This is a genomic window from Pseudomonas nunensis, assembly GCF_024296925.1.
Taxonomy (GTDB): Bacteria; Pseudomonadota; Gammaproteobacteria; order Pseudomonadales; family Pseudomonadaceae; genus Aquipseudomonas; species Aquipseudomonas nunensis.
On the sequence record NZ_CP101125.1, the window covers coordinates 6,759,413 to 6,775,218 of the forward strand.

13 protein-coding genes are annotated in these 15,806 nt (G+C 60.1%); 3 read left to right on the forward strand and 10 right to left on the reverse strand.

All coding sequences use genetic code 11. The features are described from left to right. Positions 1–70: 70 nt before the first annotated feature. Both betB and betI read right to left on the reverse strand, forming a co-directional pair. Positions 71–1,543: a betaine-aldehyde dehydrogenase gene (gene betB / locus NK667_RS29875; protein ID WP_054616884.1), complete on the reverse strand. Its 1,473-nt coding sequence runs from the start codon at positions 1,541–1,543 to the stop codon at positions 71–73. Between the two features lie 108 nt (positions 1,544–1,651). Next, positions 1,652–2,245, reverse strand: coding sequence for a transcriptional regulator BetI (gene betI / locus NK667_RS29880; protein ID WP_054616883.1), 594 nt, complete (start codon positions 2,243–2,245; stop codon positions 1,652–1,654). Positions 2,246–2,624: 379 nt separating this feature from the next. Here betI and NK667_RS29885 point away from each other — a divergent pair, with 379 nt between their 5' ends. Further along, positions 2,625–4,574 carry a BCCT family transporter gene (locus NK667_RS29885; RefSeq protein ID WP_236708660.1) on the forward strand — a complete coding sequence of 650 codons (1,950 nt, stop codon included), beginning with the start codon at positions 2,625–2,627 and terminating at the stop codon, positions 4,572–4,574. 212 nt (positions 4,575–4,786) lie between these two features. Here the strand turns inward: NK667_RS29885 and choV are convergent, their stop codons facing one another. The 3 genes from choV to NK667_RS29900 form a co-directional block, all read right to left on the reverse strand. After that, on the reverse strand, positions 4,787–5,965 hold the full coding sequence (gene choV, locus NK667_RS29890; protein WP_054044233.1) for a choline ABC transporter ATP-binding protein: 1,179 nt from the start codon (positions 5,963–5,965) through the stop codon (positions 4,787–4,789). Beyond that, complete coding sequence (gene choW / locus NK667_RS29895) at positions 5,962–6,807, reverse strand: choline ABC transporter permease subunit (RefSeq protein ID WP_054044232.1); 846 nt, start codon at positions 6,805–6,807, stop codon at positions 5,962–5,964. The genes choV and choW overlap by 4 nt, the downstream gene beginning before the upstream one ends. A gap of 66 nt (positions 6,808–6,873) precedes the next feature. Continuing rightward, the gene (locus tag NK667_RS29900; protein ID WP_054044231.1) at positions 6,874–7,821 is read right to left on the reverse strand and encodes a choline ABC transporter substrate-binding protein; all 948 of its coding nucleotides are present in this window, start codon (positions 7,819–7,821) and stop codon (positions 6,874–6,876) included. 435 nt (positions 7,822–8,256) lie between these two features. Between NK667_RS29900 and NK667_RS29905 the strand changes: the two genes are divergently transcribed. Then, positions 8,257–9,633: an L-serine ammonia-lyase gene (locus NK667_RS29905; RefSeq protein ID WP_054616881.1), complete on the forward strand. Its 1,377-nt coding sequence runs from the start codon at positions 8,257–8,259 to the stop codon at positions 9,631–9,633. A gap of 517 nt (positions 9,634–10,150) precedes the next feature. Next, the gene (gene gbdR / locus NK667_RS29910; protein ID WP_017341204.1) at positions 10,151–11,254 is read left to right on the forward strand and encodes a choline metabolism transcriptional regulator GbdR; all 1,104 of its coding nucleotides are present in this window, start codon (positions 10,151–10,153) and stop codon (positions 11,252–11,254) included. A gap of 100 nt (positions 11,255–11,354) precedes the next feature. On the opposite strand, the gene NK667_RS29915 is transcribed toward gbdR, so the two are convergent. The 5 genes from NK667_RS29915 to cdhC form a co-directional block, all read right to left on the reverse strand. Continuing rightward, positions 11,355–11,618 (reverse strand): hypothetical protein, encoded by a 264-nt coding sequence (locus tag NK667_RS29915; protein ID WP_054044229.1) that lies wholly within the window; start codon positions 11,616–11,618, stop codon positions 11,355–11,357. Positions 11,619–11,989: 371 nt separating this feature from the next. Further along, positions 11,990–13,153 (reverse strand): gamma-butyrobetaine dioxygenase, encoded by a 1,164-nt coding sequence (locus tag NK667_RS29920; RefSeq protein ID WP_054616880.1) that lies wholly within the window; start codon positions 13,151–13,153, stop codon positions 11,990–11,992. A gap of 13 nt (positions 13,154–13,166) precedes the next feature. Next, positions 13,167–13,643, reverse strand: coding sequence for a thioesterase family protein (locus tag NK667_RS29925; protein WP_054616879.1), 477 nt, complete (start codon positions 13,641–13,643; stop codon positions 13,167–13,169). Positions 13,644–13,767: 124 nt separating this feature from the next. Continuing rightward, positions 13,768–14,733: an L-carnitine dehydrogenase gene (locus NK667_RS29930; RefSeq protein WP_054616878.1), complete on the reverse strand. Its 966-nt coding sequence runs from the start codon at positions 14,731–14,733 to the stop codon at positions 13,768–13,770. Between the two features lie 141 nt (positions 14,734–14,874). Beyond that, a complete protein-coding gene (gene cdhC / locus NK667_RS29935; protein ID WP_054616877.1) occupies positions 14,875–15,762 on the reverse strand; it encodes a 3-dehydrocarnitine:acetyl-CoA trimethylamine transferase CdhC in 888 nt (295 codons plus the stop codon). Between the last annotated feature and the right edge of the window lie 44 nt (positions 15,763–15,806).

Consider the following 15,806-nt stretch of genomic DNA (forward strand, 5'->3'; position numbering starts at 1 on the left):
GAGGGCGGTCCTGCGGACGCGCAACGCAGCCTCGTGCCTCGACAGCTGCTACAGGTTTTGCGGGTGTGCCTTAGAACACCGAGGCGTAATCGCCCAGTTCGACCTGTACCGATTTGATGCGTGTGAAGTTGTTCAGCGAAGTGATGCCGTTCTCACGGCCCACGCCCGACTGCTTGTAGCCGCCAACCGGCATTTTCGCGTCGGACTCGCCCCAGGCGTTGATCCAGCAGATACCGGCTTCCAGTTGATGAATCACACGGTGAGCGCGGTTCAGGTCCTTGGTGACGATACCGGCGGCCAGGCCGAACTCGGTGTCGTTGGCGCGACGGATCACTTCTTCTTCGGTGTCGTAGGTCAGGATCGCCATGACCGGGCCGAAGATTTCTTCGCGAACGATGGTCATTTCGTCGGTGCAGTCGGTGAACACGGTCGGTGCCACGAATGCGCCTTTGGCCAGGTCGCCTTCGGTCAGACGGGAGCCGCCGCACAGTACGCGAGCGCCTTCTTCCTTACCTTTGGCGATGTAGCCGAGCACGCTTTCCATGTGGGCGAAGCTGACCAGCGGGCCGAAGTTGGTGTTCTCGTCTTCCGGGTTGCCGATGCGGATGCGCGCAACGCGCTCAGCGATCTTGGCTTCGAAAGCGGCTTTCAGGTGCGTCGGTACGAACACGCGAGTGCCGTTGGTGCAGACCTGACCGGAGCTGTAGAAGTTGGCCATCATCGCGGTGTCGGCGGCGCGATCGAGGTCGGCGTCGTCGAAAATGATCAGCGGGGATTTGCCGCCCAGTTCCATGGTGACTTCTTTGAGCGAAGAGCTCGAAGCGCTGGCCATGACCTTCTTGCCGGTGTCGGTGCCGCCGGTGAAGGAGATTTTTTCGATGCGTGGGTGCTCGGTCAGCCAGGTGCCGACTTCACGGCCGCTGCCGGTCAGCACGTTGAACACGCCTGCCGGAACGCCGGCTTCGGTGTAGATCTCGGCCAGTTTCAGGGTGGTCAGCGAAGTGACTTCGCTTGGCTTGAAGATCATCGCGTTGCCGGCCGCCAGGGCTGGTGCGGATTTCCACAGGGCGATCTGGATCGGGTAGTTCCACGCGCCGATACCGGCCACGACGCCCAGCGGCTCGCGACGGGTGTAGACGAAGGAAGTGGTGCGCAGCGGGATTTGCTCGCCTTCGATGGCAGGCACCAGGCCGGCGTAGTACTCCAGCACGTCAGCACCGGTCACGATGTCGACGTATTTGGTTTCGGAGAACGACTTGCCGGTGTCCAGGGTTTCCAGGGCGGCCAGTTCATCGTTGCGCTCGCGCAGGATGTCCACGGCGCGACGCAGGATGCGCGAACGCTCCATGGCGGTCATGGCGGCCCAGATTTTCTGGCCCTTTTCGGCGCTGACCACAGCGCGTTCGACGTCTTCTTTCGTCGCACGCTGTACTTTTGCGAGGACTTCACCGTTAGCCGGGTTGATGGCTTCGAAGGTGGCGTCGCTGCTGGCGTCGGAGTAGCCGCCATCGATGTAGAGTTTTTGCAGTTCGAAACGGGCCATAGTGTCCTCGCAAGTGCATAAGTGGTTGGCGTTGGTCACTGGGCGTGCCGTGTCGCATTGGCGACGCTGATCAGTGACGGTTCAGGGGCTGAGCGATTTATGTGTGCTCTAGCTCACCTGCTTGGCCAATTGGAAATCCATGTATTCGTAAGCGATCTGTTGCGCCTGCCCGGTGTCGAAAGCATCTCCCGACAGCGCGCCGCGCAACCACAAGCCATCAATGAGGGCTGCCAGGCCTCGAGCGGCGCTGCGCGCTTCAACGAGCGGCAACACACGGCGGAACTGGCAGCACAGGTTGGAATACAGACGGTGATCGTTGATCCGCTGCAACCTGTGCAAAGACGGCTGGTGCATGCTGGTGGCCCAGAAGGCCAGCCAGGTTTTCATTGCCGGGCCATTGACCTGGCTGGCGTCGAAGTTGCCTTCGATAATCACCTGCAAATGAGCCCGTGGGCTGTCATCTGCCAGCGCCTGGCGGCGCGCGGTGACGCTCTCGCTGAGGACGCTCATCAGATACCGCATCGTGGCGGCGATCAGGCCATTCTTGTCCTGAAAATAGTGACTGATGATGCCATTCGAGACACCGGCCAAACGGGCGATCAGCGCAATGCTGGCGTCCCCCATTCCGACCTGATCGACAGCCTGCAATGTGGCTTCGATCAATTGCTGGCGGCGGATGGGTTGCATACCGACCTTGGGCATCGTGCACATCTCCTTAGGCCTTCCGACGGACGAAAAACGTCTATCGGATTGAGAGCCAGTCTATTTTGTTTTGATTGAGCGTTCAATCAACAAAGAATAAGATCTGCGACAATTCGTCGCTGCCTACAGGTTTTTCCTACGTGTAGTCGGCGGAAAAACGACATCTGAAACCGCTCGAAACCCCCGCGCACTGGCGCTCAAAGGCTTCGGGCTTTTTTCGGGCTGTCTTTATATCACCCGCCGGTCGGCTGCCAACTAACCGATTGGTCGGGTAACGCGTTGCCTTGTGTTCTTCTCCCGCACTGCCCGGAGCATCTGTGCCATGAGTTCTGCCTCTCTTATAAAGACCCCACCCGAGAAGGTGACGGTCAACGGTTGGGTGTTCTACACCTCTACCGCGTTGATCCTGTTGTTGACCGCCATTCTGATCATCGCCCCGCAAGAGGCGGGCAGATTGCTCGGCATCGCTCAGGCCTGGTTGTCCCGCAGCTTCGGCTGGTACTACATGGTGGTGATCGCCGCCTATCTGGTATTCGTCGTCGGCCTGGCGTTTTCGTCGTACGGCAAACTCAAACTGGGCAGCAAGGACGACACCCCGGACTTCAGCTACGGCGCCTGGGCGGGGATGCTGTTCTCGTCGGGTATCGGCATCTCGCTGCTGTACTTCGGTGCTTCCGAGCCGCTGGACCACTATTTCAATCCGCCGGAAGGCGTGGCCGCCAGCAACATGGCCGCGCGTCAGGCTGTGCAATTGACGTTCCTGCACTGGGGCCTGCATGGCTGGGCGATCTACGCACTGGTCGGCCTGGCCGTGGCGTACTTTGCTTACCGTCATAACCAACCGCTGGCGCTGCGTTCGGCGCTGTATCCGCTGGTGGGCGAGCGTTGGGTCAAGGGCGCGGCAGGGCATGCGGTGGACGGCTTCGGCATGTTCGTGACCCTGCTGGGGCTGGTGACGAACCTGGGGATTGGTTCGCTGCAAGTGTCGTCGGGGCTGGAAAACCTGTTTGGCATGGAGCACAGCAACACCAACCTGCTGATCGTGATCATCGTGATGAGCACCGTGGCGACCATCGCGGCGGTGTCCGGCGTGGAAAACGGCATTCGCCGTCTGTCCAACCTGAACATCGTGCTGTTCAGCGGTCTGCTGATTTTCGTGCTGCTGTTCGGCCCGACGTTGCACCTGCTCAACGGCTTCGTGCAGAACATCGGTGACTACCTGAACGGCGTGGTGCTGAAGACTTTCGACCTGTACGTGTACGAAGGCGACAGTGAGAAGTCCGACCGCTGGTTGGGCCTGTGGACCCTGTTCTACTGGGCGTGGTGGATTTCCTGGGCCCCGTTCGTGGGCATGTTTATCGCGCGTATTTCCCGTGGTCGTACCGTGCGTGAACTGGTGGCCGGCGTGCTGCTGATCCCGCTGGGTTTCACCCTGGCGTGGCTGTCGATCTTCGGTAATTCGGCCCTGGACCTGGTGATGAACCATGGGGCGGTGGAACTCGGGAAGACGGCGTTGGAACAGCCGTCCATGGCGATCTATCAACTGCTTGAGCATTACCCGGCGTCGAAGATTGTGATCGGCGTGTCGATCTTCGTCGGTTTCGTGTTGTTCCTGACCCCGGCGGATTCCGGCGCGGTGATGATGGCCAACCTTTCCTGCAAGGGCGGCAACGTTGACGAAGATGCGCCGCACTGGCTGCGGATCTTCTGGTCGGCGGTGATTACCCTGGTGACGATCGGCCTGCTGTTCGCCGGTAACTTCGAAGCCATGCAAACCATGGTGGTGCTGGCCGGTCTGCCGTTCTCGGTGGTGCTGGTGTTCTTCATGTTCGGCTTGCACAAGGCGATGCGCCAGGACGTGCAGATCGAACAGGAGCAAGCGGAGCTGGCAGCGCGCGGTCGTCGTGGTTTCAGCGAGCGTCTGACCCAACTGGATCTGCAGCCGAACCAGTCGATCGTGCAGCGCTTCATGGACAAGCAAGTCAGCCCGGCGCTGGAAGATGCGGCGGTGCAATTGCGCGCTCAGGGCCTGGACGTGCAAACGTTGCTGGGCAAGTCCAAGCGTTGCATGGGCGTGCGCATCGAGATGGAAGAGGGCAACCCTTTTGTCTACGAAGTGAGCCTGGATGGCTACCTGGCGGCGGCGAGCGAGACGGTGTCGGCGGAAAGCGCTGATGAACCGCGTGCGCGCTACTACCGCGCCGAGGTGTACCTGCACAACGGCAGCCAGGACTATGACTTGATGGGCTTCACTCAGGATCAGATCACCCGTGACGTGCTCGATCAGTTTGAAAGCCATCGGCAGCTCCTTGGCCGTGTCTATAGCTAAATGCTGAGGGCGCGGTGCAGTCAATGCACCGCAGATCAATTGTGGCGAGGGAGCTTGCTCCCGCTGGGTTGCGAAGCGACCCCGAGAATTTGTGAGTGCTGCGCACTCAAGCGGGAGCAAGCTCCCTCGCCACAGTGGTCCGCGTTTACAGCCAAATATCTGCACTAACAAAAACGCCGCGATCCTCTCGCGGCGTTTTTGTGTGTGTTGCCTTAGCCCAGGTTCTTGCCGAGCAGCGCGTGATACAGCTCGCTGTCGCCGAGAATCCCGACCACTTTGTTGTTGTCGTGCAGCACCAGTTTGTTGCCGGTCTGGTAACGAATCTGCAGCGCATCGCGCATGCCGATGTTGGAGTCCACCAGCGTTGGCCGACGACCCAAACCTTCAACCGCTTGCCCAGGCACCCAGTTCTGCAGGTCGAGGGCCGCGCCGTTCTGGCGTGCACCCTTGATGGTGTTGCCTTCCGCCAGGTCCAGCCACGAATCGCCGCCCGGATCCAGGCACACCGAACCGTTGATGCGTTTGCAGTTGTCGAGGGTGCGCATCAGGCTGCGACCGCACAGCACGTTCAGCGGATTGGTGTGGGCCACGAAGGTCCGCACGTAATCGTCTGCAGGGTTCAGCACGATCTCTTCCGGCACGCTGTACTGCACGATGCGCCCGTCTTTCATGATCGCGATGCGGCTACCGAGTTTCAGCGCTTCATCAAGGTCGTGGCTCACGAAAACGATGGTTTTGTTGAGCTTGCTTTGCAGTTCCAGCAGTTCGTCTTGCAGGCCTTGGCGGATCAACGGGTCGAGGGCCGAGAACGGTTCATCCATCAGCAGAATGTCGGCGTCCATCGCCAGCGCGCGGGCCAGGCCCACACGTTGCTGCATACCGCCGGAGAGTTCGTCAGGCTTCTTGTTGCGCCACTGGGTCAGGCCCACCAGCTCAAGCTTGTCGTCCACCAGTTTGCGCCGTTCTTTCTCGGGGCGACCCTGCATTTCCAGACCGAAACTGATGTTCTCGCGCACCGTCAGCCAAGGCATCAGGGCGAACTTCTGGAACACCATCGCAATGCGCTTGGTGCGCATCATTTTCAGTTCTGCGGGGGTGCAGGACGCGATATCGATCTGCTTGCCTTCGTGCTCGACGAACAACTTGCCACGGCTGACGGTGTTGAGGCCGTTGATACAGCGCAGCAGGCTGGATTTGCCGGAGCCGGACAGGCCCATCAATACGCAGATTTCACCTTTCTCGATGTCCAGGCTGGCTTTTTCAACGCCGACGATCTGCCCGGTTTTTTTCAAAATCTGATCGCGGGTCATGCCTTGGTCGAGGAGTTTGAGCGCCTCGCGTGGATCTTTGGAGAAGATCACGTCGACGTCTTCGAAGCGAATAATGCTCATGCGTCACCCCCTACTTTAGCGTCGGGTTGTTTGCAGATACGGTCGAGCATGATCGCCAGCAGTACGATTGCCAACCCGGCTTCGAAGCCCAGGGCGATATCGGCGGTGTTCAGTGCGTTGACCACGGGTTTGCCCAGGCCGTCGGCGCCCACCAGTGCGGCAATCACTACCATCGACAATGACAGCATGATGCACTGGGTGATACCGGCCGCGATGCTTGGCATGGCGTGGGGCAGTTCAATACGCGAGAGCAGTTGACGGCGCGAGCAGCCGAAGGCTTTGCCGGCGTCCATCAGTTCTGCGGGAACATCACGGATGCCCAGGTAAGTCAGGCGGATCGGCGCGGCAATCGCGAACACCACCGTCGAGATCAGGCCCGGGACCACACCCAGCCCGAAGAGGGTCAGGGTAGGAATGAGGTACACGAAGGTCGGCACGGTCTGCATCAGATCGAGCACCGGACGCATCAGTGTGTAGAACATCGGTTTGTGCGCGGCGACGATGCCCAACGGCACGCCGATAATCACGCAGACGAAGGTGGCAAACAGCACCTGGGCAAGGGTTTCCATGGTTTCCTGCCAGTACCCCAGATTGAGGATCAGCAGGAAGGAGGCGATGACGAAAACGGTCAGCCCCCACTTTCGTTGAATGAAGTGTGCCAGTAGCGCGATGAGGCCGATCAATGCCAGCGGGTTGAACCAGGTCAGCGCGAACGTCACGCCGTGGATCATCGTTTCCAGTGTCACGGCGATTGCGTCGAAGGTGTTGGCGCCGTGTTGCGTCAACCATTCAACGAAGCCCGCGATGTACTGGCCTAGGGGGATTTTCTGATCAATCAGCATGGTAGTGAACGTCCGCATGCAAGGAAATAAACAGCCCGGACGGCCGAAGCCGTCCGGCGTAAGCGATTACTGTGCGAGCTTGGCTTTCACGGCCTCCAGGCCTGGTTTACCGTCAATGGTGGTCACGCCAGCGAGCCAGGTATCGAGCACCTGTGGATTCTTTTTCAGCCAGGCCTTGGCTGCTGCGTCAGGCTTCATCTTGTCGTCCAGGATGTTGCCCATCAGCGCGCTTTCCATGTCTACGGTGAATTCCAGGTTTTTCAGCAGAGTGCCGACGTTGCTGCATTCCTGGACGTAGCCCTTACGGGTGTTGGTGGCTACCGTGGCGGCACCGAAGTCCGCGCCGAAGAAGTCATCACCACCGGTCAGGTATTGAATCTTGAAGCGTTTGTTCATCGGGTGCGGTGCCCAGCCGAGGAAGACCACGGCGGTATCGCGTTTCTGCGCGCGGTCGACCTGGGACAGCATCCCCGCTTCGCTGGACTCGACGACTTTGAAGCCAGCGTCTTTGAGACCGAAGGCGTTCTTCTCGATCATGCTCTGGATCAGGCGGTTGCCGTCGTTGCCTGGCTCGATGCCGTAGATCTTGCCGTCGAGTTCTTTCTTGAATTTGGCGATGTCGGCGAAGTCATGCAGCCCTTTGTCGTACAGCGCTTGCGGCACGGCGAGGGTGTACTTGGCGCCGGTGAGGTTGGTGCGCACGACGTCAACGGTGCCCGCATCGCGGTAGGCCTTGATGTCGTTTTCCATGGTCGGCATCCAGTTACCGAGGAACACGTCCATGTTCTTGCCGTCGGCCAGGGACTTGTAGGTCACGGGCACGGAAATCATGGTGGTCTTGGTTTTGTAGCCGAGAGCGTCGAGGACAACGCTGGTGGTCGCGGTAGTCGCGGTGATGTCGGTCCAGCCGACATCAGAGAAGTTTACGGTGCTGCACTGAGCGGGTTCTGCGGCTTGAGCCAGTAACGGCAGACTCAGCATGGCGGCCAACAACAACGACGGGGAACCTTTCATGGATGGACTCCTTGGTGTTTTTTTTGGCAGTGTTCCGACTGGACCACCGCACTTATAGGTTGCGGTTGGATGGCGTTTTGGAGACAGCTCTACCACGGCGCCTTGCAATCGAGTCGATACGATCATGTACCAGTGAAAATCTGACGCCTACAGGGTGCGTCGTAACCAGTACAGGGATGGTCGCATCCAGTGTCGGTGACGTCGTTTACAGATTTTTTCAGCCCCTTTTGTCCCTCTGATCCGCTAAAAAACGGCGAAAACGCAGCGTCAAAGACCCGCGGCGTTGGTGGACATGAGTGCGTCGGTGTGAGACGTCGAACGACACCACAAAAGCCTGATGATGCAGCCAATCTGGCGGATTGCAGCTTGAGCGTAGCAGCTCCGTCACTGGGCGCTTTTGCGTCTGGAGTAGGCACATCCAGGAGTTCGGCAGTAATGGCTATCAGCGTTTTCGACCTGTTCAAAATCGGCATTGGCCCTTCCAGTTCGCACACGGTCGGCCCTATGCGGGCCGCGGCGCTGTTCGTGCAAGGTTTGCGTGAGCAGGGTCTTTTGGAACAAGTAAGGCGGGTCGAAGTTCAGCTCTACGGGTCGTTATCGGCCACCGGCATCGGTCACGGCAGCGATAACGCCGTGATCATGGGGCTGATGGGCGAGTGGCCGGATGCGATTGATCCGTCGCAAATCGGCCTGCATATCGCCACCCTGCGTGAAACCGACACCTTGTTGCTCGACGGTCGTTTATCGGTGCCATTCATCTGGGCTCGCGACATGCGCCTGATCGACGAGAACCTGCCATTCCACCCGAATGCCATGACATTAATTGTAGAAGGCGATCACGGTGAGTTGCACCGCGACACCTACTATTCGATTGGCGGCGGTTTTGTGGTGGATGAGGCGCAAGCGTCCAGCGGCGTGGTAGATCTGGATCGCACCGTGTTGCCCTATGACTTCTCCAGTGCGGTGGAACTGCTTGAGCTGTGCCAGAAGCACAACCTGCGCGTGGCCGAGCTGATGATGGCCAACGAAAAGGTCTGGCGCAGCGAGGACGATATTCGTGCGGGCCTGATGAAACTCTGGCGCGCCATGCAGGATTGCGTCGATCAGGGCCTCAAGCACGAAGGCATTCTGCCCGGCGGACTTAACGTGCGCCGGCGTGCAGCCAAGTTGCATCGCAGCCTGCAAGAGCTGGGCAAGCCCAACGTGATTGGCTCGACGTTGAGTGCCATGGAATGGGTCAATCTGTTCGCCCTGGCGGTCAACGAAGAGAACGCGGCCGGTGGGCGCATGGTCACGGCACCGACCAACGGCGCGGCGGGGATCATCCCGGCGGTGCTGCATTACTTCATGAAGTTCAGCGAGGCGGTGACCGACGCCAACGTGGTGGACTATTTCCTCAGCGCTGCGGCGGTAGGGATCCTGTGCAAGAAGAACGCGTCGATCTCCGGTGCCGAAGTCGGCTGTCAGGGTGAAGTCGGTTCGGCCTGCGCCATGGCGGCGGCGGGGTTGGCGGAGATTCTCGGCGCGACGCCGGAGCAACTGTGCAACGCCGCGGAAATCGGCCTGGAACACAACCTGGGCCTGACCTGCGATCCGGTGGGCGGCCTGGTGCAAGTGCCGTGCATCGAGCGCAATGCGATTGCCGCAGTGAAAGCGATCAACGCGGCGCAGATGGCGTTGCGTGGCGATGGCCAGCACTTTATCTCGCTGGATCGGGTGATCCGCACCATGCGTGATACCGGCGCTGATATGCATGACAAATATAAAGAGACATCGCGCGGTGGGTTGGCGGTGAGCGCGGTGGAGTGCTGAGACCGAGTTGACCCTATTCGCGGGCGAGCCTCGCTCCTACATGGGCAATACAAAACCTGTAGGAGCGAGGCTTGCCCGCGAAGAGGCCAGACCAGTCAAAACTGCGCGCTAAGTGAACACCGCCACAAAATCACGCCACCTTTTAGCGCGTCGTAATCAGACAAGCGCACTTCCCGAGATCCGGGATCCAGTCTGGCCATTACCGCCTGTCACCTGTGCTTGTGGTGACACTCTTCTCCAGCAGCTCGCAGCCCCTGTTCCCACAAGTGCTACCGATTTGCTCACACCCTGCAACACAGAGCATTTGCTCGTCCTGATGGCACTTATAACCCCCACTCTGCGCACGGCTTATATAGACACGCCGCGACGTCGTTTTCAGGAGTTATTGAATGACCATTCAACTTTAGGCATGGCAATTGCTCTGTCATTACAAAGCCCGTCTCCCACGCGAGAACGATGGCAATAACAAGAGCCTCCGCCTGAGGCCATCACCCGCTTTGTGTGAGGAGATACCGCGATGACGACGTTCAACTCCGGGGCTCAACCCCAGAACCGTGCGCCTCAATCCATCGGCTTTCTGCTGCTGGACAATTTCACGCTTATTTCTCTGGCCTCCGCAGTAGAACCCCTGCGCATGGCCAACCAATTGTCCGGCCGCGAGCTGTATCGCTGGACCACCCTCACCGTTGACGGTGGCCAGGTCTGGGCCAGTGACGGTCTGCAAATCACCCCCGACGCCTCCATGCACAAAGCGCCGTCCATGGACACCATCATTGTCTGCGGCGGTATCGGCATTCAGCGCACTGTTACCCGTGAACACGTGTCATGGCTGCAGAGTCAGGCGCGTCAATCCAAGCGTCTGGGCGCGGTCTGCACGGGTAGCTGGGCCCTGGCCTGCGCCGGCCTGCTGGACGGTTTTGATTGCAGCGTGCACTGGGAATGCCTGGCTGCCATGCAGGAAGCGTTTCCGCGCGTGGCCATGAGCACCCGCTTGTTCACTCTCGACCGTAACCGCTTCACCAGCTCCGGCGGCACCGCGCCGCTGGACATGATGCTGCACCTGATCAGCCGCGATCATGGTCGTGAGCTGTCGGCTGCGATCTCGGAGATGTTTGTCTACGAGCGCATCCGCAACGAACAGGATCACCAGCGCGTGCCGCTCAAGCACATGCTTGGCACCAACCAGCCGAAGTTGCAGGAAATCGTCGCGCTGATGGAAGCCAATCTCGAAGAGCCGATCGACCTCGACGAACTGGCGGTGTACGTCGCCGTTTCGCGTCGTCAGCTGGAGCGGCTGTTCCAGAAATACCTGCACTGTTCGCCGTCGCGCTACTACCTCAAGCTGCGCCTGATCCGCGCGCGGCAGTTGCTCAAGCAAACGCCGATGTCGATCATCGAAGTGGCGTCGGTGTGCGGTTTCGTGTCCACGCCGCACTTCTCCAAGTGCTACCGCGAATACTTCGGCATTCCGCCGCGTGACGAGCGCGTAGGTTCCAACACCACGCAACAGGTCGCGATGATGCCGTTGCCGCAAGCGTTGGTGCTGTCGCCGCTGTCCGGGCCGTTGTCGGCGTTGAGTCAGGCGCGGAATGAGTCGACGTTTGCTAGCGTAAGGCTCTAGGCCGAGGGGCTTTCATTCGCGGGCAAGCCTCGCTCCTACATTGGATTTGTGAACTCCGCAGATCCAGTGTGGGAGCGGGCTTGCTCGCGAAGGCGTCCTCTTAGGCGCTACGACTCTGCTGATACTCCGCCAGCGCCGGCAACAATTGCCTGTCGATCGCTTGGCGCACCGCCGGCAGGATGGTCGCGCTGCTGGTGTACATCTGCTTGACCATCGTGCGCAGCACTATCGCCCGCTCATCGTTCAAACCCCGCACGGCACACTCGCACGCCTGCTCGGCCGTGGCGCCGGTCGGAATTGGAAAGCCCAATGATTTCAGCTGGCCCAACAGGTCTTCCTGGTCAATCAAATCGGCGTACATCATGACGCAATCCTTCTTCAGGGAACGGTGTCGTGGCTCGATTCTCGTAGGGGTACGGGATGGCGGCAAGGACGATTTGTCGCAATGGCCGCAATACCTATGAACAGGTCGTTTTCGGCTAACTTGCCAAGGAGGGGAGTGGGCACACTGGATTCAGCTGGCTACACGATGGTTTGGTCACCCTCGCGCAACGGCTCCTCAACAGTACCTTGTGCCTCGATCCTGTCACGGCTTGATCGGGGCTTTTTTTTGTCTGTGGGTCAGGTGGTTTTGTGTTGATTGATAGACCGCATTCGCGAGCAAGCCCGCTCCCACATGGGCTCACCGTGAACCCTGTGGGAGCGGGCTTGCTCGCGAATGAACGATGACGCGGTTTACCGTTGCAACACCAAAATCCGCGACAACAACTCATCCCGATCCACATAACATCCCTGGAAATGCCGGGCACCCGTGGCCGGATCAAACGCATTGCGCGCATGCAAGGTGCGGCGGTTATCGAAGCACCACAACTCCCCCGGATTAAGCCGCGTCATCACCCGGAACCGCGCTTCGCGGGTCATGGCAATAAACCGCCGATACGCCCGATAGAGCTTGGGCATGTCGTCGATCGAAGCATCAAACGGCCCGCGCAGAAAGTTCGCCATGCGAATTTCCGACACCTGCCCCAGCGCATCCAGTGCGATGATCGGCGCCAGGCAGCGGTAGTCGCTGTGGCGGTCCTTGTTGCGGAATTCCACGGGGATTTCACACAAGGCCTGGAACGACTCCGGACTTTCCACCCGTAACGCCTCGGCGATGGCAAAACCGTCGACGAAAATACTCTCGCCACCCTCGGCGTCATTGACCAGGCAATGCAGGAATTGCAGCCCCGGTTGCAACTCTCGGGTCGGCAAATCGCTGTGCAGCGGCAAGTTGAATGCGGTATAGGCGTTGCTGTCGGCGTCGGCCTTGGATTGCACGTTGAACAGCACGCCAAAGTTGCTCTCGCGGATAAAGGAAATCCGTTGCGCGATCAGCTTCAGCGAGCCGGGTTCGGTGGGTACGCCGCGAACCTGGGTCAGGCCGATATCCCGCACTGCCAGCAACCATTGCAGCAAGGCGTGGTTGTCGTTCATCAGGGCCTGATAGTCGAACACCGGCAACTGCAAATCGCTTTTCCACAGCAGGGATTTCGGTTTGGCCGCACGCCGTTCGGCGCGGGATTCGTCGTCGTAGGCATGCGCTCGCAACCAGCCGGGATCGAAGCGGCTGAGGTGACCGTCCTGCCAGTCAACGTGCAGGCAACCGTCGGCTTCGAGATGCGCGGCGCTGGGTGTCAGGTCTTCAGCGACATCGACGATTTCCAGCACTTGTTCGCGGGTCACGCTGTAGACACACAACGGGCACGGGCAGTTGTCCCGCAGCCATTGGTGATGAAAGGGACTGACGCGACCATCGGCCCACGTCACTTGAACTTGATCGGCCAAGGTTTGCACGGCGGTTAACGCGCTGATCAACGGATAGGTGCGGAAGTCGGCAAATGCGGCGGCGGTGTTCATGGCGATCTCCTTATTATTTTTTTGGGGGCAGTGCGATCACTCGGCCAACGTAGTCGGGGGTAGGCAGGTCGGTTTGTTCGGCGACGATGGCTTGCAGCTTGCTCAAGGTGTCTTCGCTGAACGGCGCTGAGCGCGGCCCGGCGAGGTCGACGTGCAGCAGCATTTGCTCGTTGCCGGCTAACTCTTTGTCACCGCCCACCAGGTGCAGGCTGTGGTAGAGGTGCAGGCGTTTGCTGTCGTGGGCGATGATTTGCGTGTGTACCTCGACGTCGGCGTCGAGCTTCACTTCGTGCAGGTAGTTGAGGTGCAGTTCGAGGGTGAACAGCGAGTTGCCGCTGGCTTCGCGGTTGTTGCTGTCCATGCCCAGGCGATCCATCAGGGCGTCGGTGGCGTAGCTGAAAATCAGCAGGTAGAAGGCATCGCGCAGGTGTCCGTTGTAATCGACCCAGTCGGGGATGATTTTGGTTTGGTAGGTGGTGAGGGTGGGCATGGTTCTGGTTCCGATGATGGTGGTGACTGGGCTGCCGCTTTCGCGAGCAAGCCCGCTCCCACAGGTGACCGTATTCCAATGTGGGAGCGGGCTTGCTCGCGAAGGGGCCAGACCGGCTGACGCGTTACTCGCTGAACGCCATCCCATGCTTCTCTTTGGTGGTTTTCACCGCTTCCAGCACCGCCAGCAGGCAATCATCACGATAGCGTTCCAGCGCTGAAATGCTATGCGTCCCCAACTGATCGCTGGTGCCATCCACCACATCATCAATCAATTTGTCAGTCAGTTCCGGGGCTGGCAAATAGGTCCAAGGTAACTGCAACGCCGGGCCGAATTGCGCCATGAAGTGCCGCATACCCGCATCACCACCGGCCAGGGTGTAGGTCAGGAAAGTGCCCATGAACGACCAGCGCAGACCCGCGCCAAAGCGAATCGCATCGTCGATTTCGCCAGTAGTTGCCACGCCGTCGTTGACCAGGTGCAGCGCCTCACGCCACAGCGCTTCGAGCAAACGGTCGGCGATAAATCCTGGCACTTCCTTGCGCACGTGCAACGGACGCATCCCTAGGGATTCATAGACTTTGATCGCCGCTTGAATGGCCTCCGGCGCGGTGTTCTTGCCACCGACCACTTCCACCAATGGCAGCAAGTAAACCGGGTTGAACGGGTGCCCGACCACGCAGCGTTCCGGGTGGGTCGACCCTTCGTAGAACTCGCTCGGCAACAGCCCCGAGGTGCTGGAGCCGATCAGCGCATTGGGCTTAGCCGCCGCGCTGATTTTTGCGTGCAGTTCGAGTTTGAGTTCGAGGCGTTCCGGGGCGCTTTCCTGGATGAAATCCGCATCGCGCACGCATTCTTCGATGGTCGCGACAAAGCGCAGGCGATCTTGTGAAGCGCCGGGCGCCAGGCCTTGTTTCTCCAGCGCACCCCAGGCATTCGCAACCCGCTTGCGCAGCGCCGCTTCGGCGCCGGGCGCCGGGTCCCAAGCCACCACATCGAGGCCATGGGCGAGGGCGCGGGAGACCCAACCGCTGCCGATGACACCGCTGCCCAGCGCGGCGAAGGTTTTGATTTCGGTGATAAAGCTCATGGCGACTTCCTGAATGAATTTGGTGAACCCTTGTGGGAGCGGGCTTGCTCGCGAAAGCGGAGTGTCAGTCGACAACGGTGTCGGATGTGACGGCCCCTTCGCGAGCAAGCCCGCTCCCACAGGTGAAGTGTGTGGTGTGGGTCAGCCGCGCTTGGTCAGGCCCATTTTTGCCCGGCCTTCGGCTGGGGTCAGGACGCGGGCACCGAGTCGGCTGAGGATTTCGCTGGCGCGTTCGACCAGTTGGCCGTTGGTCGCCAGTACGCCTTTATCCAGCCACAGGTTGTCTTCCAGACCGACCCGTACGTTGCCGCCCAGCAGCACCGCTTGCGCGGCCATCGGCATTTGCATGCGGCCGATGCCGAACCCGGCCCAGACCGCGTCGGCTGGCAGGTTGTCGACCATGGCTTTCATGGTGGTGGTGTCGGCCGGCGCGCCCCACGGGATGCCCAGGCACAGTTGGAACAGCGGGTTGTCGAGCAGGCCTTCCTTGATCATCTGCTTGGCGAACCACAGGTGACCGGTGTCGAAGATTTCCAGCTCGGCTTTCACGCCCAGCTCTTGAATGCGTTTGGCGCCAGCGCGCAGTTGCGCCGGGGTGGACACGTAAATCGTGTCGCCATCGCCGAAGTTCAGGGTGCCGCAATCCAGGGTACAGATCTCCGGCAGCAATTCTTCAACGTGGGCCAGACGGGTCAGTGGGCCGACCAGGTCAGTGTTCGGTCCGAACTCCATCGGGTTCTCGCCCGCGCCGATTTCCAGGTCGCCGCCCATGCCGGCGGTGAGGTTGACGATGATGTCTACGTCCGCCTCGCGGATGCGCTCCATCACTTCGCGGTACAGCGCGACGTCACGGCTGAACTTGCCGGTTTCGGGATCACGAACGTGGCAGTGGACCACGGTGGCGCCAGCCTTGGCGGCTTCCACGGCGGCCGCGGCGATTTGTTTCGGGGTGACCGGCACATGTGGGCTTCTGGCGGTCGTGTCGCCAGCACCGGTGAGTGCGCAGGTGATGATGACGTCGTGGTTCATTAGGCGGGTTCCTTACAGGCTTGATTTTGGGCGTGGGAATTCCG